Origin of the sequence: Bacillus cereus group sp. BcHK124, assembly GCF_027712065.1 — a bacterium.
Classification (GTDB): domain Bacteria; phylum Bacillota; class Bacilli; order Bacillales; family Bacillaceae_G; genus Bacillus_A; species Bacillus_A pacificus.
Genome location: NZ_JAQFPJ010000009.1, coordinates 23886 through 47176 on the forward strand (window position 1 = coordinate 23886; position 23291 = coordinate 47176).

A 23291-nucleotide genomic window follows, 5' to 3' on the forward strand; every position below is an offset into this window, starting at 1 on the left:
CTAAATAGGTACTATATTTATTTGAAGGGAGAGAACGCAATGGAACATCACACTTCTGTTCTATCACTTATGGTTGTCGTTGCAATCGCGTTTTTCGTTCCCCTTTTGTTACAACGCTTTAAATTAAAAGCACTTCCTGTCGTTGTTGCAGAAATCATCGCAGGAATCTTTGTAGGTAAAAGTGGGTTTAATATTATTGAGCCAGATATGTGGCTTCAAGTCTTATCGACACTAGGATTTATCTTTCTTATGTTTTTAAGCGGTTTAGAAATTGATTTTTCTATCTTTAAACAAAAAGGGAAAAAGAACACGACAAACGAACCAAACACATTCCAAGCAGCAAGCATTATCTTCTTCTTTATTTTCATCTTATCTTATGCCCTATCACTACTATTCGTATGGCTAGGATTTGTAGATAATGCAATGTTTATGACTTTAATCATTTCAACAATCTCTTTAGGTGTTGTCGTACCAACATTAAAAGAGAATAACTTAGGAAAAACAGCAATTGGGCAAATCATTTTATTAGTCGCTGTTATTGCGGATTTAGTTACAATGATTTTACTCGCTGTATTCGTCGGATTAAATTCCGAGAGCGGCCAAAGCATGTGGCTCCTTCTTCTTCTATTCGGCGCTGGTATTGTTATTTACTTCGTTGCAAAACGTTTTAAAAACATTCCATACTTGGATAGCTTAAAAGCTGGAAGTGTACAAATTGATACACGAGCTGTTTTTGCACTCATCTTAATATTAGTTGGGTTATCTGAATCCGTTGGAGCTGAAAATATTTTAGGTGCCTTCTTAGCAGGTGTACTCGTATCATTATTATCACCAAATGAAGATATGGTTGAAAAACTGGATTCTATCGGATACGGTTTCTTCATTCCTATTTTCTTCGTAATGGTTGGTGTAAATTTAGAGGTTTGGTCTATTTTTAAAGAGCCTTCTAGTATGCTCATGATTCCAATTCTAATTGTAGGACTCTTTATCTCAAAACTGTTACCATCACTCGTTTTACGAAAATGGTATCCACGTAATATCGTACTGGGGAGTGCCATCTTATTAACATCGACACTTTCTTTAGTTATTGCAGCTGCACAAATTGGTGAAAAGTTAGGGATCATCAGTCCAAGTTTATCTGCTTCCCTTATTTTAAGCGCAGTTATTACTTGTATTTTTGCGCCTATATTATTTAAAAAGATGTTCCCAAAAGTGGAAACACCAAAACCAAAAGTTTCTATTATTGGTGCGAGCAGAATTACCCTTCCGTTATCACTTGATTTAAAACGAGAAGATTATGACGTAACACTATATATGATGCGTCAAAACAAAATAAATGATCAGGAAGCGAAATCACATGACTTCCCTATCGTGAAATTAGATGACATCACAATTGCATCGTTAACTGAACAAACAGCCTTTCATGCAGACCGAGTTGTTGTTGCAACAAGTGATGATGAGCAAAACTTATTATTAGCAGAACACGCAAAAGAACTAGGTGTTGAACATGTTATTGCAAGTGTAGAAGATCCACTTCTACAAGAAAAAGCAACACAAGAACATATCGCTGTCTTCTCAACAATTAACTCTACACGTATTCTATTACGTGCGCTAATTGATAAACCGAGTCTCGTTCGCTTAATTACAACAGCAAACGAAACAGTCCGTGAGGTTGAACTACGTAGCAATAAATATAACGGTGTTGCACTTCGTCGCCTTCCATTTTTAGGTGATGTACTAGTCATTCAAATTTATCGTGGAAATAAAGCATTAATCCCACATGGTGATACAAGACTACAACACGGTGATACATTACTTGTAACAGGCTCAAAAGAACATATCGATACACTAAAAAACATATTAGAATAAAAAAATGCCCCTCACATAATTGAGGGGCATTTTTTTCCATTTCATATGGTAAAATGTTACTATCACATATTATGAGGATGGATCACATTATGTCTATTGTAACTTTAGCTCTTTTATTATTAGCCGAAATACTAGGTGCCATTATTCTCATCGGTGTTAGTATTGAAATTTGTAGTTACGGATGGAAAAAGTCGAATGGAATAAAGTACTCTTGCCTCTTACTTTCACTCCTTCTCGGAACCGCTAGCATACTCGGACTTTTCGCCGCACCTGCCTATTTCTTTATACAATTAACAGAAAAAGCGTTATAAGAAAGGATGTTAATATGATTACCGTGAAAAATATTGACGGATCTGAAACTTACGTATTACGTCAAAAAATTTTGCGCCCGAGTCAAACATTAGCAGATTGTAAATATCCTTCCGACTATGAAACAGACAGCTTTCACCTAGGGGCATTTATAAATGATAAACTAATTAGTATCGCTTCCTTCTCAAAAGAAATATATCCTGACCTACCTACAGGTATTCATTATCGTCTACGAGGAATGGCCACATTACCTGAATTTCGAAACAACCACGCTGGAAGCTCCTTAATTCAGAAAGCAGAACAAATCTTACAAGAGCGTCAAGCAAATATATTATGGTGTAATGGCCGAATTACTGTGTCTGACTATTACAAGCGCTTAGGCTTCCAAGAACATGGTGAAATCTTTGAAATTGAACCAATTGGTCTTCATAAAGTACTATATAAAAGAATATAAGAAAAGCTTTCCACAATACGGGAAAGCTTTTCTTATATTTCAATCTTCACTTTTTATCTTTTTCATATATATGTATATAAACAGACTAGGAACTAAAAAACAAGCTAACATAATAAGTCCTGTCAAACTGATTTCCTTTATCGAAATATCTGGTGTTACAACGATACAAATAGCTAAAATACCAATAACAATACCTACAGGAATGAATAATAGCTTCATAAGATAACTGCGTGATACTCCGCCCGTATGCTCATACACTTCCACTGAATTTTTCAAGTTTAAAAAATTAATAACTACTATCCCGACCATAAATACCATTAATAAATCCGAAACACTTTCATATCCTGCATCTTGCAAAACGTAGCGATAAAAAACAATACCTAGTATGACAATATTTTGTAAGATGAAAACGAGTCTAATATGTTTTAGCCCCTCAATCATTAAGCGTTCATCTTTCACGATTCTCATCCCCTCACTCCTTTTCCTCCCAAAATAAATCATTCAAAGTTTTATCTACTGCATAACAAATTTTCAAACATAAATCTAAAGATGGGTTGTATTTCCCCTTCTCAATTAAACTAATCGTTTGCCTTGTAACGCCTACTTTTTCTGCTAATTGTTGCTGTGTTAAATCTAACTGAACACGCGCGACTTTTATTTTACTTACAGCCATCCATGTTCCACCTCCACCTTATTGTAACATATATATTCCATTATGTAATTTATATTTTTCGTAACTACTTATAGTTTCACTTTATTATACACAAAAAAGGAGCCCCTCATAAGAAGCCCCCTCTCCTATATTATAAGAATAAATGACATCCAAATAAAATTGTAAATAAGTATAGTAATGGATGTACTTCCATCCCTTTCCCTTTCACAATTTTTAAGACTGGATACACTAAAAATCCAATTGCAATTCCATTCGCAATACTAGACGTTAACGGAATACCAACGAAAATTAAAAATGCTGGTAATGCATCTTCAAATTCATTCCAATTAATATCACGAATACTTTGTGCCATTAAACTACCTACAATAATTAATGAAGGAGCTGTAATAGCGGCTACGCTTGATAAAGAAGCAATAACAGGGCTAAAGAATGCCGTTATAATCGTTAGGCCGACTACTACAATACCTGTTAATCCCGTTTTACCACCTGCAGCAATACCAGCTGACGATTCAATCGTCGCTGCTGTTGGGCTTGTCCCAAAGATAGAGCCTGTAGTACCGCCAATTGCATCCGCAATAAATGCTTTACCAAAACGTTTCTCTGTATTATCTGTAATTAAACCTGCTTGTTTAATTAAACCGAGTAATGCTCCTGTTGTATCAAATAACAGTACAAGTAAAAATGAAAATACAACGCCATATAATCCGTATTCAATTACATCTGAAAAGGCGTTGATTGGATTTGAAACGATAATCCCCTCTGGTAAATGAGGCATCGCAACAATTTTATCCGTAAACTTCAGCTGCCCTGTAAAGAAGGCGATAATTCCTGTCACAATCATACTAATAAATAATGCACCGCTCACACGCAATGCCATTAATACCGCCGCTAAAATCAAACCAACTAAAGTTAAAATAACGGCTGGAGAATGGAAATCACCAATCGTAACTAAGTTAGATGGATGATCAACGATAATTCCAGATAGACGTAATCCAATGAAAGCAATAAATAACCCAATTCCACCTGCAATTGCATGTTTTAAACTATCAGGAATTGCGACAATAAGCTTTTGCCTAAATGAAGTGAAAGATAATAAAAGAAAAATGATACCTGTTACAAATACTGCTGAAAACGCAATGACATATGTAATCCCCTCTGCCTGTTGAACAACAGAATAAGCAAAATACGCATTCATTCCCATAGCTGGAGCAATAACAATTGGATAGTTAGCTAAAAACGCCATACATAGCGTCCCTACAACAGTCGCAATAATCGTTGCCGTAAAAGCTTGATCAAATGGTACACCTGCATCAGATAATATTTTCGGATTGATGACAAGAATATACGCAAATGTAAAAAAAGTTGTGATGCCAGCTAAAAGCTCTTGCTTCACAGAAGTGTTATATTTTTGTAATTGAAACATGGTTATGTACCCTTCCTACATCTAAATTATTATCACACATTCTTTTCTTACTAGTATGTGAGAAAATATAATACTTAATCTTAACAATCAATAAAAAGAAGAGTCAATATATTCGCTAATAGTTCGAATTTTAAGTTTAAGTCTGACAAGCACAGATGTAGTACAGTTAATAATGATTATTTTTGTAGCATAACAGATAGAAATGTTTTATAATTTGAAATAGTTAAATATTTAGTAAACGCATTCAAATATCGTTCACTCTACAAGGGGGATTCTTCTTATGCAGCACACAAACAAATCTGGAACTTTAAACCGCGGTTTAAAAGAACGACATATTACTTTAATGTCACTCGGTTCAGCTATTGGCGTTGGACTATTTTTAGGATCTGCTTCTGCTATTAAACTAGCTGGCCCTTCTATTTTACTAGGCTATATGATTGCTGGACTCGTTATTTTTTTCATTATGCGAGCACTCGGAGAAATGGCAATTGAACAACCTGTTGCTGGCTCTTTTAGTAAATATGCATATGATTATCTTGGACCACTAGCTGGCTATATTACTGGTTGGAACTACTGGTTCTTATGGGTTGTTACTTGCATGGCTGAAATTACGGCTGCTGGCATTTACATGCAGTACTGGTTCCCAGATATTCCGCGCTGGACTTGGGCTTTACTCGCTCTATTATTAATGAGTGCTTTCAACTTTTTATCTGTAAAAGTATTTGGAGAACTTGAATTTTGGTTTGCTCTCATTAAAATTGTCACAATTATCTGTATGATAGTAGTTGGGGCTGGTATTATTTTATTTGGCTTCGGAAACGGTGGTATCGCTACTGGCATTTCAAACCTTTGGTCACATGGTGGCTGGTTCCCAAATGGTTTTTCTGGGTTACTCCTCTCCATGCAAATGGTGCTATTCGCTTATTTAGGCGTTGAATTAATCGGCGTTACAGCGGGTGAAGCGCAAAACCCGAAAAAAACACTCGCAAAAGCAATCGATAACGTATTTTGGAGAATATTACTGTTCTACGTTGGGGCTCTATTCGTTATGATGGCAATTTATCCATGGAACGAACTTGGTGAGAAAGGAAGTCCATTTGTATTAACATTCCAGCAAATCGGTATCGCAAAAGCAGCAGGAATTATTAACTTTGTCGTATTAACAGCAGCTCTTTCTTCTTGTAATGGTGGTTTATTTAGTACAGGCCGCATGCTGTATACATTAGCTCAGCAGAAAAAAGCTCCTGAAAGATTCGGTCGTTTAAATAAAAATGGCATTCCAAGTCAAGGAATTGTAGCAACAGCAATCGTTTTACTCGTTGGTGTTATATTAAACTATCTTGTGCCTGCAAAAGTATTTACATGGCTCACTAGTATTTCAACTTTCGGGGCAATTTGGACTTGGGGTATTATATTAGTCGCTCAAATTAAGTTCCGTAAAAGTTTGCCGACGCAAAACAAACAAAAGTTATCGTATAAAATGCCTTTATACCCATTAAGTTCATATTTCTCACTTGCTTTCCTTGCACTCGTATTATGTATAATGGCGTATTCAGAAGATACAAGGATTGCATTAATTGTTGGACCAATTTGGCTTATCGGTTTAGCTGTCGTGTATTACATGAAAGGTTTTCATAAAATTGATGAAACACCTAATTCAAAAATTAGTTAAGCAAAACATCCCTTCCTTATTACTTGGAAGGGATATTTTTAAATCTCTATAAATATTTCTCAACAAATTTCACGGTATTTTTACAAATTTTTAATATTTTTTATGTTTTCCGTCTTTATTTTTACAGAAAAATAAATTACATTATTAAAGCACATATATTTATTATTAGGGGGATTCTTCTATGAAGAATAAAAAATGGATTACATTTTCTTTAGCAACAGCAATTACACTAAGTATAGGGACTTCGTTCATACCGTCTACTTATGCAGAAAGCTCTGTAGACCCAGCTCCTGAAATTGCTGCAAAAGTTGTAAATCAAAACAATGGGAAAAAAGTATTATTCGATAATACACACGGTCAAACTGCCGGGACTGCTGACTGGGTTATTGATGGTGGCTTTTCTGATTTCGGAAACGGCATTGCCCAAAACGGCTATCATGTAAAAGAACTACGTAAATCAACACCGATTACATACGAAGATTTAAAAGACTACAATGTGTTTATCGTTCCAGAAGCAAATATTCCTTACAAAAAATCTGAACAAGATGCTATGTTACAATACGTGAAAAATGGCGGTAGTATCTTCTTCATTGCCGATCATTATAATGCAGATCGTAATAAAAATCGTTGGGACTCTTCTGAAGTATTTAACGGATATAGACGCGGTGCTTGGGATAATCCAGCAAAAGGAATGCCTAACGAAGAAGCCAATTCACAAGCTATGCAAGGAGTAGAAAGCTCTGATTGGCTATCTGACAACTTCGGTATTCGCTTCCGCTATAATGCAATCGGTGATGTTTCCGCTAAAAATATTGTATCACCTGAACAATCATTCGGAATTACAGAAGGGGTTTCATCTGTAGCAATGCATGCTGGTTCTACTTTAGCAATTACAAATCCAAAACTAGCAAAAGGAATTGTTTATCTTCCAGAGAATCCGTCAAAATGGAATAACGCTGTCGATAGCGGTGTATATAACGGCGGTGGTGTTGCAGAAGGTCCTTATGCTGCGATCGCAAAAGTAGGACTTGGAAAAGCTGCCTTTATTGGAGACTCTTCTCCTGTTGAAGATGCTACGCCAAAATACGTTCGTGAAGACTCTGGTCAAACAAAGAAAACTTACGATGGATATAAAGAAGAAAACGATGCTATCTTACTAGAAAATATCGTAAATTGGCTATCGAATAAAGAAACATTTACAAGTTTAGATCAAGTAAATGGTTTACAACTTGATTTACCTACCACTTTACAAACATTTGAACAACCAAGCTTATCAACTGAGCCACAACCTGAACCTTGGAGTGCGCCAAATGCAGGTTATCAATGGTTTAATACAAATACTTTTAAACCTGGTTCATATGGCTATAACGGTGCAGTAACAGCAAATGACTACGTAGTTACACACCCTAGCACTCTACCAAACAATGAAGTGTTCCAAATCAAAATTCAAGTAAATAACTTATTACCAAATACAACATACACTAATTACTCTTTAGGTATATTCACTACTGGCGGTACACAAGTAGCAAAAGTTCAAAATACAAACGGCACTTGGCCATCTACTTTCGGATATAGTAGTGCATTTTCTTTCACAACAAATAGCTTAGGTTCTGCTGAAAAAATTGTGAACGTACAAATCGATCCAAATACGACTGGACAAGCAACACTTCGTTTACGCCAAAATACAACAGCGAAATATAATGAAGCTGTAACGATTAATAAGAAATAATGAAAAAGGCAATCCAGATATGGATTGCCTTCTTCTCACTTCTCTTCTTTTGAGAAAAACATTCTTGAAATAACGATACCTATACTACCTACTATTAAAAATAACACTGCCCTAATCATCATTGAAACTTCTGGTAAGTCTAGAAGAAATAGCTTTCCTATCGTTACGACTAACACGACTAAGCCTGCATACAATATTTCATTCATATTTTTATTCCGTCCAAACCAAACTGCAAATAATGCATATACCATCCATAATAACGATACAGATATGCTTATTATGCTTCCATCTGTGGACAAAACTTCACCGATTCTAGTAATTGTAATAAATACAATCACCATAAACCAATAGAGTGCTATAGAATACACATACTTGCCAAAGCTTGCTAATACTTCTTTTGCTTGTTTCATGCAATAATAGAGCGTTCCAATTAAAATAAGATGGGCAACAAAGCCTGCCGAAATAAATTGATCAAACGGGCTAAAAATAGTCTGTATCATTCCAATTGCGTAAACCGTCGCACTAACATACAATTTTATCTGTTGTTTTCCTTTAATAGAAGTAAACATACCAAGGAAACCTTGTAATAATAGTACAATCGCTGCATTCACTAAACTATACTCATATAAAATCGCTAAACTAAATGCTCCCATTGCGAAACCAAATAAAAGATTTGTAAATGTAGAATGTCTATTCTTCCTATATTCAAACACAAACATAATAGCGTGCACGAGTGCACTTATCATTAATCCCCATGTTGTAAATTCAGGTATTTTTGAAATGGCTAATATAAAGAAGACTGCATTCGCACTAAATATCGCCAAGCGTGGCTCTACTATAAAACTTCTCTCCGTAAACATATGCCAAAATAATAGTAAGTGAATTAAACCATAAACTACTGTTAACTGGACTTGCAAATCCTCTACTAACATTGACATAACAGCAAAGAAGACAAAAAGAACAATAGCAGCAACAACATAAGAAATCATATATAAATACTGATAACGATTTTTCAACGCATACCATAATAAGCTGAGCGTTAGTATCATCTCATATCCAAAGAAAACATACGGATTAGGAGTTGTACTATTTAATAAGAACGGCACGAAGAAAGCTCCTACCGCTACGAATATAGTAAGATATTCCGATTGATACCTCTTCGCTATATAAATACCTAAAATGACCCATGCAATATTACATACAAACGCAACACTCGCTGGAATAAATCCATATAAATAATGTGCCGCAAATGTCGTTAAAACTATACCCGTAATACTTCCTCCTGCTAGTACTAACCCTAATGCTTGCCGCTCGCGTTTAATTTGAATATCCCCTATATAATAAAAACCGATTGATAGGACAATACCAAACACAATTCGTATTGCTGGTGTTAATAATCCTGCATCTACCCCTGCTTTAAATAACCAAATTACTCCAAGCAACATAATACCGACAAATATGCGTGGTAACCACGTTTGGCAAAACTTAATAATATTAAATGGTTCCGGCTTAAAAGCAGATATATCCACTTGTTTTACCTCACGTTCTTGCACAGGCTCTTTTATTGTAGCTACTTCTACTTTTTGTTTTTCCTCCATCACCGTTTCAATATATTCTTTCTTTTCCTTACTAACATGTTGCTGAGCATTTTCTACTTCTATTTCTCTTTGTTTTGCTTTCAATTCAAAAAGTGCTTCTTGCATCGTTTCAATTGCCGTTTCGAGTGCTTCTATTTTCTTATTTAAATCCTCCTTCATGCGCTCCCCCCTCATCATCCGTTCGAAACCTATATATTACCAATTATCTTTATCATACTCTTAGTCTATTCATTTTCAATACTATTTTTCCCAAAAAAAGAAAGGTGTTTTCCGAAATAGGAAAACACCTTTTTACTCATTTCTTCTTATTTAAAACACTACTCACGATAACACCAATACAAGCACCTATAATAGCTGGAATGATCCACCCAACACCTTCTATATAAAACGGAATGTATTTCAATACTAATGTCCACTGATTCATCATCACATTTTTATTGAAAATATCGATTGCACTAAATACTGCTACAATCACAATTGTAACTGGATATATGCATACATACTTTCCAATATACTTATGGAATAGCCCTAAAATAATAAGCGTCAATGCAACTGGATAAATAAATCCAAGAATTGGTACTGATACTTTTAAAATTTGTGTTAATCCTAAATTAGCTAAAATCATACTAACAAAACTTAAGATAAATGCCCACACTTTATACGCTACTTTTGGAAATGCACTTGCGAAAAATTGACTACAAGATGTAACAAGTCCGATTGAAACACATAAGCACGCAATCGTAAAAATAAGTCCTAATAAAACGACTCCGCCTTGTCCAAATAATGTAGTCATCACTTGTGCTAACACTTGCGCGCCATTATCAAATATCCCCAATGACCCACTCATTGAACCGACATATCCAAGTATGACATAAATAATAGATAATAATAGTCCTGCACCAATTCCAGCAATACTCATATATTTCGCTAAACCTTTATCATCTTCAATACCTTTTGCACGAAGAGCATTTGCAATCACAATCCCAAAAATTAAAGCTGCTAATGCATCCATCGTTAAATATCCATCTAAAAACCCTTGGAACATAGGCGCTTGTCCATAATTTCCAGCAGCCTCTTTCACACTACCTACTGATGTAAACATGCTTTTTATAAAGATAAGAGCAATCATACCTAATAATAACGGTGTTAAAACTTTTCCGAACAACCCCATTAATTTAGACGGGGATAAACTTAACCAGTACACAATACTAAAGAAAATAACTGTGTAACATAATAAGATTACGCTACCTGCTTCCGGGAATAACTGACCCGGTCCCATCTCAAAAGCGAGACTTCCTGCACGCGGAATGCCAAGGCCTGGTCCAATAAATACATACACGATACATGGAAAAATAATGGCGAATGAAGAATGAACTCTACCCGCTAGCGTTTGAAAACTTCCTGCTTTTGCAATCGCAATAACTCCCAATATCGGAAGACCTGTTGCTGATATAATAAACCCTACTAATGAAATCCACACATGTTCTCCTGCTTCATACCCAAGGAAAGGTGGAAATATAAGATTCCCCGCTCCAAAGAACATCGAGAATAACATAAGACTAACAAGTAAAATTTCTTTTTTCTGTAACAATTTCATCTCTTTCTCCTTCTATAATTTCACCTTTTATGAAATCAATTTCACATATAAAAAAGTGCAATAAACCGCTTCTTTACAAAGAAAACATAGTCCATAGTCTAACATAAAAGAAACACTCATTCTATAGCTATATCCCTTTTCCAATTTCTTCTGAAAAATCAACCTTTATTGACTTATAATATTTAATAAGGTAAAATATTAAATGTACAAAATTATTAACTTTGTTTTTGTTTGTGTCAGGAGGAAAATAACATGGAATCAGCGATACAACTAGAAAAAGAACAACAAAGAAAAAAGAAACATCCTCCAGGTTTATACTTACTCTTCTTTACAGAAATGTGGGAAAGATTTAGTTACTATGGATTACGAGGATTATTAACATTATATTTAACGACAGCTTTAGTAAGCGGTGGTCTTGGGTTTAGTCCCGCATGGGCACTCTCTATTTACGGATTTTACACTGGAGCCTGTTATTTCACACCAATGATTGGTGGATACTTAACAGACCGGTTCCTAGGTAGACGAAAAGCAATCACAATTGGTGGTATAACAATGGCAATCGGTAACCTTACACTATTTGCCTTGCAAAACCAAGTCGGCCTATACCTCGGATTAGCGCTTATTATTATCGGTAACGGATTCTTCAAACCGAACATCTCTACACTGGTTGGGGAATTATATGAAGAGAACGATCCAAAACGTGATAGTGCATTTACCATTTTCTATATGGGTATTAATGTCGGATCATTTTTAGCTCCACTCGTTTGCGGATTTTTATCAGAAAATTTATTCAAAACAACGGTTGATGGCGTTGTACATTACGGATTCCGTTACGGATTCTTAGCCGCTTCAATCGGAATGATCATTGGACAAATTTTATTTACAACACTATCCAATCGCTTCCTTGGTGATATTGGTAAAAAACCAACTCGCGATTTACAAACAACAGATGGACAACCATCAGTAGGTGATACACCGTTAACAAAAAAAGAAAAACAACGTACTGCAGTTATCGTCATTTTAACATGCTTCGTTGTCTTCTTCTGGGCTGGCTTTGAACAAGCTGGTAGCTCATTAACATTATATACAAACAAATTTGTAGACCGCTCTGTGTTCGGATGGGAAATTCCAACATCTTGGTTCCAATCGGTCAATCCATTATTTATTATTTTACTTGCTCCAGTCATTTCGGCATTATGGGCAAAACTTGCAACTAGAAAAAAAGGGGACCTAAAAATCCCAACAAAAATGGGACTTGGTATGATCTTGCTCGGTATCGGTTATATCATTCTCGTTATTGCTACATTAAAAACAGGTAGTGATGAACATAACATTACAGAAAAAGCAAACTTACTATTTATCGTCTTTACGTATCTTTTCCATACGTTAGGTGAGCTATTCTTATCACCTGTTGGACTATCAATGGTTAGTGCACTTGCCCCAGTAAAACTTGCTTCTTTATTAATGGGAGTATGGTTAGCAAGCTCAGGAATCGCCAACATTTTAGGTGGACAACTTGCAAGCTTCACAACTTCACTTGGATATGCTGAAGTATTTACAGTTATTGGCGCTGTAGCAATTGTATTAGGTTGTGTTTTATTATTAATTTCTAAGAAATTAGTGAAATGGATGGATTAAAAAAAGATGAGGGATTTCCCCTCATCTTTTTTATGCTTTCTTACCTTTTTCTATAGCTTGCTCATACAGCTCTTTATGTTCTTTATATTCACTTGGCACGAAATTTTTATAGAAGAATGAGAGCCAGCTATCTCCCTTTTTATATCCTTCCTCTCGAATTTCCGCTGCTTTTTCATTTGATTTAAACCCTTCAGTAAACCATTTCTTTAACGATTCATTCTTTTCATACTTAGCAGGAACTTTCAAATCATAGTTCTCAAATGCATACTTATATCCAGCTTTTTCTACTGCCTTTTTTGTAGACTTATAGCCTTTTTCATACGCTGTTTCATATGCTTTCACGTATACATCTTTCTCTCTATTTCCAGGATTCTTTCCAGCTAATTCCTTACCTGCCTTTTCCCCTAGTTCAGCTTGCTCTTTTTCAATTTTTTCTGTTCTTTCTTTATTCCCTACTTGGAAACCTTCTGCAAAGTTTGGCTTAAACTCTGGAGCAATTTGACTATCTTCCATCGTCTCTTGTGCTAAACCTTGCTCTTTTCCTTTTTCAAAATGCGTTTTCTTCTGCTCTTCTAAAGACCAAGATGCAGCATAAGCAGTTTTGAATGCTTCTTTATATGTATCTGATTTCCCAGCTAAATGTGATTCCGCATCATTTTTCCCTGCTTTAAAATCAGTCTCTCCACTTTTTTGTCCCTCAAGCTGCCCTTTTTCCATATCAGCTTGACGCTGTGCTTCCTCTCGTTTACGTGCCTCTTCTGCTTTTCTTTGCTCTTCAGCTACACGTTGTCTCTCTTCCTCTGCCTTTCTTTGTTCCTCCGCTACACGCTGTCTCTCTTCTTCAGCTTTACGCTGCGCTTCCGCTTGTCTTTCAGCTTCTACAGCACCATTATTATTTTGACTAGGAGCTGGACTTGTTGCACCACTACTAGAAGCTGGTTTATTGTGATAATGATATTCCCCGTACTGCAATCCCCATTTTTCACAATTTGTACGACACGTATGTCCCCCATTAGCATCTGTACGTCCTGGATGCGCATAGGCTGAAATTGGAGCTACCAATAACGCTACACTTGTTGTTAAAAGAAGTTTCTTCACCTGTTGTTTCACTCTTGTTCCTCCCAAAATCTTGAATTCTAACTTTATTATACATAAATAGAAAAATACTTAAATACCAACAAAAATATTCTATTATTTCTCAACATTAGTAAAAAAGAAGGTCAACTCTCTAAAGAGTTGACCTTCTTTTTTATTTCTTCGCCTTCGTTCCTACTAAATCACCAGCAACAACGTAACGTTTAGAATTATCTTTCACTGATACACATGTAATTAGCGTTATCTCATCTTTCCCATGATCTTCAACAACTTCCCACTTATCAGGAGTTACTTCAGATACACCAGTAACCGCATATTCATATTCGTTTTCATTATCATACAAATAAATTTTATCGCCTTTTTTTAGAGAAGCTATATCACTAAATAAAACACCTTTTTTAGACATGTTATGTCCTGCTAATGCATAATTCCCTTTTCCCATCACTTGATTTTCTTTTACTGTTGCTGCACCTGATAATAGGTTTTTCTCAGTAGAAGACTTTAAAACAGGAAGTTCTAATGAAACACTTGGAATCGAAATACGACCAATTACTTGTTTCTTATCTAAAGATGCGTTCGCTACTTCTGCCAAATCTGGTTGATTAATTTTCGAAGCATCTACAAATTCCGTCTCATGTTTTTCATAATCCATCTTTTGGACAGCCTGTACATTTTCAGTCTGTTTCTTTTCAGCTTGATATCCATCATAAAATGGCTTGCCGATTAATACACCACCTACAACAAATAGGAGGATTGCTACTATACTATAAATTCTTTGCTTATTCATATACAATTCCTTTCCCTTACAAAATCTTACTCTACATAAAATGATAAGATAATATTGCTATATGTACAAGTATAAGCTGAAAAGAAACCTTCTTGCATGGGCAAGAAGGTTTCTTTTTAAGCTAATTTATTTCTGTATAGAGATATGTGGAATACTGTCATTTGAATTAAATAAATCAAATACACAACATATAAAGGGTATGCCGAAATATATAAATTTGCTACAGGTGTAAATATTAATAATCCTAGTGCACAAGGTAATACAAACCATAATGATACAAATGTTGTGCGGCATGCTTTATCTGTAATATCCTTCTCCCGTTCATCCTCTTGGGGAAATAATAAAGGATATAATCGCAATGATGATTTGTTATATTTCTTTTTATGCAATCTTTTAAAATACGCTAATATGATAGCTACAATAAATATTAATACAACAGGTGTCAAACTCATTGTTATTTTAGATGGTAAACTTTCATTTTTAATAATATCAGCAAACTGTATATAAAAATCATAAAACTCTACGAATGCCCAGCATGCTAATACACTGTAAAATAAATTTATAATATACGAAGCAACAATTCTATTCATCCTCTTCCCCCTCCTTATTTAAAACAAACACATCTTCCATCTTGAGCTCGAACACATCGCAAATCGTAAGCGCTAATAACAAGGAAGGAACATAATCCCCTTTTTCAATTGCCGCGATTGTTTGTCTCGTCACTCCAACCTTTTCTGCTAATACACTTTGCGAAAAATTAAATCGAGCTCTTAATTCCTTCACTCTATTTAAAATGGTCAAATTTACCACCTCTCACCATCATTGTATGCTACCCTTAACAAAATGTAAACTCAACTTAACATTGTTTTTATAAAAAAATCCAACTCTACGTATTGTAAAGTTGGATTACGTGTTAGTTTAAAATTGTAACTTTAACGATTTTTCTTCCCCATTGACTAGAAGACCCTTTATCAGGCATTAACACATCAATTCTGTTACCTTTAATCGCTCCACCAGTATCTGCTGCAATTGCGACTCCATAACCTTCAACATTTACAGTTTTACCTAATGGAATAACATTTGGATCTACAGCAATTAATTTCATTCCTGGGTTTGCAGTTAAGTTATAGTGTCCCCATGCAGAAAATACTTGTTGACCTGGCGCATAACCATTTTCCGCTGGATCAGCTGTATAAGCTGTAGCTTCTACATAAATTTCTTTCCCACCAGCAGTTGGCTTAGGAGATGGTTCAGGTTGTGGAGGTTCTACCTTCGAATTATTATTAGCAACTGGTTCAGCTGGTTTATTAGCTTTTTCTTGTTTTTGCTTTTCAGCAATTTCTGCTTGTGCTTTCGCTAAAGCTTCTTGCTCAGCCTTTGCAGCTGCTTCTGCTTTTGCACGTTCTTCTGCTGCAATTCTTGCTGCTTCTTGTTCACGAGCAATTGTTTCTTGTACTGCCTTCATATTTGACTCAATTTTAGCTTTTTCTTCTGCTGCTAAATTAAGTTGGCTTGCAATCTGGTTATATTTAGCTTGAACTGTTTGTAAGTTATCTTGACGCTTTTTCAAGTTATCTTGCAAATCAGCTTGCGCTTTTGCTAATTTTTGTTTGTCTACTACTAAAGATGCTTCTTTTTCGTCAATTGTTTTCTTGTCTGCTTCAATTTGACGAAGATCTTGTTCCTGTAGACGTAAAATTTCTTTATCAGCTTCTAGAATAGTAGAAACTGCGTTCATACGTTGTAAGAAATCTGCAAAGTTTTTTGACTCTACTACAACTTCTACTACTAAACTTGTATTTGAACTGTTTTGAACAGAAACCATACGTTTTCTCATAATATCTTTACGAGCAAGGACTTTATCCTCTAAAACGACAATTTCTTCCTTTTTTTGCTCAATCTGCTTATGTGTTTCATCAATTTTACGTTGAATAGCAGCTTGATCCTCTTTATTTTTTGCAATTGTATTATTTAAATTATGTAGTTCGTTTTCGATACCTTGAATTTCTTTACTAACAGCTTGCTTCTCTTGCTCTTTCTTTTGCATATCTGCATCGTTTTGCTGCAATTGCTGTTGCATGTTGTTAAGTTTCTCGTCGTTTGACTCTGCTTTAACAGCGACTGTACTAGATAGACCGATAATGCCTGCTAATACAAGACTACTGATTCGCTTAAAATAGTTCATAATCCGACTCCCTTCTTATACAGTTATACATGATTTATTTTACAGTTTGTTTACAATACCATTAAATACAGTTTATTTTTCATGACGAAAAAAAGGGAATTATGCATAAAATGTAATAGATTCTTAAATATTTAACAATTCCTATATTTAAAAATTATAAAAGATGCTAAAATCCAAATATAGAGAAAATATAACTTCTAAAGGCGGTTGAAATAAATATATGTTTACGCAAAAGAAATCTCTCCAACATAAAATTGATCAATTAGAAAATCGTATCCAGGAACTTGAAGCAAAATTAAAACAAAAGGATATTGAACAACAAGAGACCATTTCTTCTATCCACGATTGTGTACAAAGCGTTGTTCAAGAGCATAAACTTGTAAATAACCAGCACAATACGCTTCAAAGTTTAGTTCAACAATTAAGCTCATGTTTCGAAAATGTTTCAACACGTACGACACATTCCAATGAATTGAATAACGAAATGTTACAAAAAGAACAAAGCTTAATTCAATCTATTGAAGAAATTATTGATTGTTCTAACGAAGGAAAAGAATCTGTTCATCGTTTACTTATTGTAATTAATAAATTAGGTGAACAATCTCAGCGCACGTCTAATAGTATGAATCATTTAAGTGAACGCTCAAAAGAAATCGAGCAAATTGTAGAAGTCATTCAAAACATTGCAGCACAAACAAATTTACTTGCTTTAAATGCAAGCATTGAAGCTGCACGTGCTGGAGAACACGGTAAAGGCTTCGCTGTCGTTGCCAATGAAGTAAGAAAACTAGCGGAAAGTACAGCAGAAAGTACAAAAAACATTGGTAACTTAACGAAAAAAATTCAAGAAGAAATTGAAAAAGCATACGATAATACAAAAGATAATTTGCATTTAGTCGATGAAGGTGTAGAAATGAGTGCTGATACAAATGCTAGAATTGAAAATATTTTAATTATGATTCAAACGTTACAAAACGGTGCTACTAATGTTATTAGAGCTATTGAAAACCAAAAGTCTTGTAATGATGATATATTACGAGAATTCGCTAATACACAACAAATGTTCCAAAAGTTAAATACTACTATTATGAATCACATTCATGATGCTGAGAAAGTCGATGTTCAATTAACGAAAAGTCTTGAAGAAACAGTAGGTTCTCATTAATAATAAAAATCCCTTATGCTGTTATAAGGGATTTTTATTATATTTCGAATATTTATTTCTTCTCAATATTCATCCGTATCTTTGTTATAATGGACAAGTTGTTTCTTTCAACTATTAAACAAGGAGGTTATTATGGAACAATTTTACTACATTTTAAAATATTTAATTCTTGGTCTGTTCCAAGGACTAACAGAACCGATTCCGATTTCTTCAAGCGGTCACCTCGTTTTAGCACAGCATTTGCTAGGACTAAAAATAGAAGGGTTTAGCTTTGAACTACTTGTTAATTCAGCTTCATTATTAGCTGTATTACTTATTTATAGAAATGATTTAATTCGTCTAACGAAGAATGGTCTATCTTATATATTTACAAGAGCAGAAGATGCAAAATCAGATTTCTTCTTTATTATTTACCTTGTTATTGCGACCATTCCAGCAGGTGTTATTGGTGTTTTATTTAAAGATTACATCGATCAGTACTTAAAAGGTGTGAAAATGGTTGGGATTTCCCTTCTTATTACCGCTGTCGGCCTTTGGATTATTAGAAACTTGCGTGGACGTAAAAATGATGGCGATCTTTCTATGAAAGATGCAATCATTGTCGGATTAGCACAAGCTTGCGCACTAATTCCTGGAATAAGCCGATCAGGTGCAACAATTGTAGCAGCGATGTTACTTGGTATGAAGCAGGAAACGGCTCTTCGTTTCTCATTCTTACTATATATCCCTGTTAGCTTAGGTGGTTTATTACTAAGTATTACAGACATTGCAAAAGATCCAAATCTAGACACATTATTCGTACCATATGTCGTTGCATTTATCGCAACATTTATTATGACGTATATTTCGTTAAAATGGTTTATGAACATTATGGCAAAAGGAAATTTAAAATATTTCTCTTTCTATTGCATTATCGTAGGTGTACTTACTCTTATTTTCTTATAAAGTGAAACTTGCAAATCAAAAGCGAGTCATTCTATTACACTAGGATGACTCGCTTTTTTATGCATATACTTTCTTTTCTTGACAATACAAACGAATAACATGTTTATTTTGTTGAAATACATCATGCGTTAGGCGGATAATAATAAAATTTCGTTTTATTTGATCATCATGAACAAAAATCTGTTCTCCCTCCTGAAAACGCCATGCACTTTCAAAAGTTGTAATATGATCCCCACTTACAGAAAAAAGTTCATATCGCATATCTTGTACCCTCTCTCAACTTGTAATAATCATAATATCCTCATATTAAATTTAGTATAACTTAATTCTATTGAAATTTGTAATTTTTTCTATTTCTAAATATTTCAATTTTGTTTTTAGGCTCTTTTAACGTTATAATGATAAACGAATTTTCATTGAAAGGAGCTTCATTTTGACTGCATATATATTTCCAATAAAAACAGCATTTATTTTATTTCCTATTTTAGCAATGTTTCTCTTAATACCTTTTTTAATATTTAACTACCGAAAGTATGGTTATTTAAATAAATGGCGTTCATTGATTTTGTACTCATTATTACTTTACTTATTAAATGCCTATTTTCTTGTGATTTTGCCGTTACCACAAACATATGATACTTGTAGCCTACAACCGGCTAATACGCAGCACATGCAACTATCACCATTTTATTTCATACAAGAAATTAGTAATCATACTTCGGCAATTTTAACGAAACCAGCTACTTATTTCTACCTATTAAAAGAATCTGCGTTTTTACAAGTAGCATTTAACGTTCTATTAACCGTTCCATTCGGTATTTACTTACGTTATTATTTCCGACGTAGTTTCTTACAAACAATTTGTATTTCTTTTTGTCTTTCACTCTTTTTCGAGCTAACACAAGTGACTGGACTATACGGTATATACAATTGTGCGTACCGCTTATTTGATATAGACGATCTGTTTTTAAATACATTAGGCGGCATAATCGGCTTTATCATTGCACCAATATTTACGTACTTCCTTCCGAAAGCAAGCGAATTAGATAGTCATATTGATTTAGAAACGAAACCAGTCGGATTCGTTCGTCGCTTTATCGCGATGCAAATTGATTGGATTTTCTTATCCATCGTTGTACCTTTCATTAAAAACAAAGGAAATTCTTTCTTTGTTTCTAATATTCAATCTTACACGAACATATACGAACTCATTTTCATAACGTGTTCGATCTTTATTTACTTTATTATCATTCCATACTTTACGAATGGAAAGACAATTGGTAAAGCTTTACTTCGTATTTACGTGAAAGGAAAATCAGATCGTATTACGTTGAAGGAACTATTCATCCGTTATGGTATATTCTATTTCGTTTTAGGTGGAATCAATTATATTCTTTCTAGTAGCTCTATCTTAAATCTTAAAGAACCTTTAGTATTAGTAGTTATATTATTATTCCAACTCGTAATTAACGGTCTATTTATTATTCATGTTTTATTACATGTATTTAGTCGTGATAAGTTACTATTTTACGAGCGAATTAGTCAAACAAGAAATGCGATCGTACTAAAAAAAGCTGACAAGTAATACTTTGTCAGCTTTTTTTCATAATCGTAAATAACTTTTCTGTGTAAGGGTTTGAAAACATTTCTGCTTCATCTAATAATTTCCTCACCTTTAGAAACGAATGCAATTCTGGATATATATTTTGTAATTTTTCATACGTTAACGTATGCATTTTCCCCCAATGCGGGCGTCCTTCATACTTTAGAAAAATTTTCTCCACTTCACCAAAATAAGCAGCATACTTCATACCTTTATACATATGAACAGCTATATACGCAGAATCTCTTCCATACGCTGGACTGAGCCATATGTCATCCCTTTTCACATAACGGCATTCAATTGGGAAGTGTACTTTATACTTTTTCTTTTCAATAAGGTTTGAAATTTCTTCTACAACGGCCTGCATATACTTTGAAGGAACACTATACTCCATTTCATAAAATGGAACCGCACGCGATGTAGCAAATACTTCATAACTCGGACCAATTATTTTTGTATTCGGTACAGCTTTAGCCGATAATCGACTTACTCCTTTACTTATAGAAGGAAACCATTTACATCCTTTAGATAACAAAGAAAACATCTTATTTTCTAGTAACTCTACCTTTAATTTATGCCATTTCAAATCACTTTTTTTACCCGTTGTTTCGTTTGTAACTTTCACTTGCACTTCATCTGAATAAGGAAAAACAAAAAATTCAAAGTGGCGATTCTTCTTATATTCTTCTAATTTGTTCATTACAGTAGATAATGATTGTTTTTCACTTTCATACACAAGTGAATACGCCCTGATAACTTTCAATTTTATCCTTACAATGATACCTAGCATCCCAAGTGACAACTGAAAGGCCCTCCAATATTCTACATTCTCCGTTTCCGAACAAACTATAGTCTCACCTGTAGATAAAACTGCCGTAATTTCTATAACTTGTGTTGATAAACTTCCAAAGGTAATACCCGTTCCATGCGTCCCCGTACTAATTGCTCCTGCAATAGATTGTGAATCAATATCCCCTAAATTTTCTTGCGCATAACCTTTTTCCTCAAGTAACTTCCCTAGCTCATGTAACTTTGTTCCTGCCCATACTTCGGCAACCATTTTCTCCGTATCAATATTCACAATTCCCTTCAATTCATCTAAAGAAACTAAAATTTCTTCCGTTTGCACAAGGGGTGTAAACGAGTGTCCTGAACCGACAACACGAATTTTCTTCCCTTTCTTTCGCGCAAGCTCTATAACTTCTACTACATCTTGTATACTTTCTGGATACATCGTATAATGCGGTGTTCCTTCTACATTCCCTGTCCAATTTCTCCATTTTTGTCCCTTTATAGAAAGCATTGGCCATCCCCCCGATATGTTGAATACTCCCCAACAATCTCTCCTTCTTTCACACGATATAAAAACGGAAACCGCTCACATAATTCTCCAGCTTTACTATGGCGAAACAAGATAGAATCTCCTATCTCTACTCGTTCCTCACCATTATAGAAAATCGGTGTTTGCACTTCACCCGCGCCTTCTACAGCTAATAGTTTGGCACCACCCGGCCTCCAAATTTCAGGTTCTTTATCTTTCCCAATTGCGCCTGAGGCAATATATCCACCACCTAGACAAGTGTAAATTGTTGGGGCTGGTTTACGCACAACTGGTAAAGCAAATCCGACAGCTGGATGAAATTGCACCTCTTTATAATAATCAAACAGCTTCGGGGCATAAAAAGCCGAACCTATTGTAATCTCTGAAACTGAATGATCTTGCTCAGTTGTTTTTATACTTCCTGTGCCTCCCCCATTTACGAACCTTAGTTCAATACCTAGATTTTGTATTTCTTTTACGATATGCCCTCTTCTTTCTTTAACTTCTAACACTGATTTCTTCTTTAAATGTGAAATTACTTTACTTTTCACTCGTTGATTCGGTATCCGATCTCCTACCCCTGCAATTTGGGCTTCATATCCCATTACACCATCTAATATTAAAAATGATGATTCTTTCAACCTTTTTACTATTTTCAAAGCACCTTGCACATCTTTTACCGGTGATCTTTTGACCCCAAAATGGAACTTAAGAAAACGACTACTCATATCAATATCTAAACAAACACGAAAACATCCTTTAGATTTCTCAGCAATTTTTTCTAAATAAACAATATGATCTTCACAATCCACCATACAAGTTATAATGAGCCCTTGCTTTGTTAGCAAACTTATTTCATGTAACGCTCTTTCATCATAAGCAGGATATCCGAGCAATAAATCATTGAATCCTTGTTCAATTAAAAACAAAACTTCCCTAGGTGAAAAACACATAATACCTTGAAAACGATCATTTGCAGCTAAAATCTTTTGCATAACCGGAACAGAACGTAACGATTTACTCGCTATACGAATCTTCTTATTTCCACTTAATTCTATAATCAATTGAATATTTCTATCTAAAGCTACTTCATCCAAAAATGCACAAGGTAATGGAACTTCTTTAAAAATTCCTCGATCCACATTCTTTCTCTCCTCTTCTCTATATGTCTTATACATATTGGAAAGAAAGTTGGAATCTCCTCTACAAAATAAAAAAGTTTCTTCCT

At 34.6% G+C, this 23291-nt stretch carries 22 protein-coding genes; 9 read left to right on the plus strand and 13 right to left on the minus strand.

Translation table 11 applies throughout. The features are described 5' to 3' along the window. The first annotated feature begins 39 nt into the window (after window positions 1-39). From PDK19_RS15405 to PDK19_RS15415, 3 genes are read left to right on the plus strand one after another with little or no spacing between them, the layout of a single operon-like run. Window positions 40-1869, plus strand: a complete 1830-nt coding sequence (locus PDK19_RS15405) for a monovalent cation:proton antiporter family protein (protein WP_000399976.1) — start codon at window positions 40-42, stop codon at window positions 1867-1869. Between the two features lie 53 nt (window positions 1870-1922). Further along, a complete protein-coding gene (locus tag PDK19_RS15410; RefSeq protein WP_011040011.1) occupies window positions 1923-2180 on the plus strand; it encodes a DUF4022 family protein in 258 nt (85 codons plus the stop codon). A 14-nt stretch (window positions 2181-2194) separates the two neighbouring features. Beyond that, window positions 2195-2632, plus strand: coding sequence for a GNAT family N-acetyltransferase (locus PDK19_RS15415; protein WP_000633754.1), 438 nt, complete (start codon window positions 2195-2197; stop codon window positions 2630-2632). Window positions 2633-2671: 39 nt separating this feature from the next. Here the strand turns inward: PDK19_RS15415 and PDK19_RS15420 are convergent, their stop codons facing one another. From PDK19_RS15420 to PDK19_RS15430, 3 genes are all read right to left on the minus strand, one after another. Next, window positions 2672-3100, minus strand: a complete 429-nt coding sequence (locus PDK19_RS15420) for a hypothetical protein (protein ID WP_014893309.1) — start codon at window positions 3098-3100, stop codon at window positions 2672-2674. A gap of 4 nt (window positions 3101-3104) precedes the next feature. After that, window positions 3105-3305, minus strand: a complete 201-nt coding sequence (locus PDK19_RS15425) for a helix-turn-helix transcriptional regulator (protein ID WP_000301182.1) — start codon at window positions 3303-3305, stop codon at window positions 3105-3107. Between the two features lie 130 nt (window positions 3306-3435). Next, a complete protein-coding gene (locus tag PDK19_RS15430; protein ID WP_000487210.1) occupies window positions 3436-4728 on the minus strand; it encodes an NCS2 family permease in 1293 nt (430 codons plus the stop codon). Window positions 4729-5008: 280 nt separating this feature from the next. On the opposite strand from PDK19_RS15430, the gene PDK19_RS15435 reads away from it, so the two are divergent. Together PDK19_RS15435 and PDK19_RS15440 are read left to right on the plus strand one after the other, a co-directional pair. Further along, window positions 5009-6400: an amino acid permease gene (locus tag PDK19_RS15435; RefSeq protein ID WP_001164906.1), complete on the plus strand. Its 1392-nt coding sequence runs from the start codon at window positions 5009-5011 to the stop codon at window positions 6398-6400. A 181-nt stretch (window positions 6401-6581) separates the two neighbouring features. Then, on the plus strand, window positions 6582-8129 hold the full coding sequence (locus PDK19_RS15440; protein WP_074615641.1) for a DNA-binding protein: 1548 nt from the start codon (window positions 6582-6584) through the stop codon (window positions 8127-8129). A 35-nt stretch (window positions 8130-8164) separates the two neighbouring features. Here PDK19_RS15440 and PDK19_RS15445 read toward each other — a convergent pair whose 3' ends face one another. Together PDK19_RS15445 and brnQ1 are read right to left on the minus strand one after the other, a co-directional pair. Beyond that, window positions 8165-9886 (minus strand): DUF2339 domain-containing protein, encoded by a 1722-nt coding sequence (locus tag PDK19_RS15445; RefSeq protein WP_014893310.1) that lies wholly within the window; start codon window positions 9884-9886, stop codon window positions 8165-8167. A gap of 136 nt (window positions 9887-10022) precedes the next feature. Then, on the minus strand, window positions 10023-11324 hold the full coding sequence (gene brnQ1 / locus PDK19_RS15450; protein WP_074615642.1) for a branched-chain amino acid transport system II carrier protein BrnQ1: 1302 nt from the start codon (window positions 11322-11324) through the stop codon (window positions 10023-10025). Window positions 11325-11576: 252 nt separating this feature from the next. Between brnQ1 and PDK19_RS15455 the strand changes: the two genes are divergently transcribed. Then, entirely contained in the window at window positions 11577-12962 is a 1386-nt protein-coding gene (locus tag PDK19_RS15455; protein ID WP_074615643.1) for a peptide MFS transporter, read from the plus strand. A 30-nt stretch (window positions 12963-12992) separates the two neighbouring features. Here the strand turns inward: PDK19_RS15455 and PDK19_RS15460 are convergent, their stop codons facing one another. The 5 genes from PDK19_RS15460 to PDK19_RS15480 form a co-directional block, all read right to left on the minus strand. Beyond that, window positions 12993-14072 carry a YHYH domain-containing protein gene (locus tag PDK19_RS15460; RefSeq protein ID WP_270707510.1) on the minus strand — a complete coding sequence of 360 codons (1080 nt, stop codon included), beginning with the start codon at window positions 14070-14072 and terminating at the stop codon, window positions 12993-12995. Between the two features lie 139 nt (window positions 14073-14211). Continuing rightward, window positions 14212-14844, minus strand: coding sequence for a class A sortase (locus tag PDK19_RS15465; RefSeq protein ID WP_001041721.1), 633 nt, complete (start codon window positions 14842-14844; stop codon window positions 14212-14214). A 116-nt stretch (window positions 14845-14960) separates the two neighbouring features. Further along, window positions 14961-15434, minus strand: a complete 474-nt coding sequence (locus PDK19_RS15470) for a hypothetical protein (protein WP_001080035.1) — start codon at window positions 15432-15434, stop codon at window positions 14961-14963. Further along, window positions 15427-15645, minus strand: coding sequence for a helix-turn-helix transcriptional regulator (locus tag PDK19_RS15475; RefSeq protein WP_000154009.1), 219 nt, complete (start codon window positions 15643-15645; stop codon window positions 15427-15429). The genes PDK19_RS15470 and PDK19_RS15475 overlap by 8 nt, the downstream gene beginning before the upstream one ends. Before the next feature lie 112 nt (window positions 15646-15757). Further along, window positions 15758-17029 carry a 3D domain-containing protein gene (locus tag PDK19_RS15480; RefSeq protein ID WP_074615645.1) on the minus strand — a complete coding sequence of 424 codons (1272 nt, stop codon included), beginning with the start codon at window positions 17027-17029 and terminating at the stop codon, window positions 15758-15760. 484 nt (window positions 17030-17513) lie between these two features. Here PDK19_RS15480 and PDK19_RS15485 point away from each other — a divergent pair, with 484 nt between their 5' ends. Both PDK19_RS15485 and PDK19_RS15490 read left to right on the plus strand, forming a co-directional pair. Then, window positions 17514-18194, plus strand: coding sequence for a methyl-accepting chemotaxis protein (locus tag PDK19_RS15485; protein WP_412678139.1), 681 nt, complete (start codon window positions 17514-17516; stop codon window positions 18192-18194). A gap of 132 nt (window positions 18195-18326) precedes the next feature. Beyond that, window positions 18327-19139, plus strand: coding sequence for an undecaprenyl-diphosphate phosphatase (locus PDK19_RS15490; protein WP_000434784.1), 813 nt, complete (start codon window positions 18327-18329; stop codon window positions 19137-19139). A 57-nt stretch (window positions 19140-19196) separates the two neighbouring features. On the opposite strand, the gene PDK19_RS15495 is transcribed toward PDK19_RS15490, so the two are convergent. Further along, window positions 19197-19400, minus strand: coding sequence for a hypothetical protein (locus tag PDK19_RS15495; RefSeq protein WP_001268330.1), 204 nt, complete (start codon window positions 19398-19400; stop codon window positions 19197-19199). Window positions 19401-19572: 172 nt separating this feature from the next. Between PDK19_RS15495 and PDK19_RS15500 the strand changes: the two genes are divergently transcribed. Further along, on the plus strand, window positions 19573-20724 hold the full coding sequence (locus tag PDK19_RS15500) for a VanZ family protein (RefSeq protein WP_270707513.1): 1152 nt from the start codon (window positions 19573-19575) through the stop codon (window positions 20722-20724). Between the two features lie 7 nt (window positions 20725-20731). Here the strand turns inward: PDK19_RS15500 and PDK19_RS15505 are convergent, their stop codons facing one another. After that, window positions 20732-22045: a D-arabinono-1,4-lactone oxidase gene (locus tag PDK19_RS15505; RefSeq protein WP_270707515.1), complete on the minus strand. Its 1314-nt coding sequence runs from the start codon at window positions 22043-22045 to the stop codon at window positions 20732-20734. After that, entirely contained in the window at window positions 22033-23205 is a 1173-nt protein-coding gene (locus PDK19_RS15510) for an amino acid deaminase/aldolase (RefSeq protein ID WP_270707517.1), read from the minus strand. Before PDK19_RS15510 ends, PDK19_RS15505 begins: the two co-directional genes overlap by 13 nt. Between the last annotated feature and the right edge of the window lie 86 nt (window positions 23206-23291).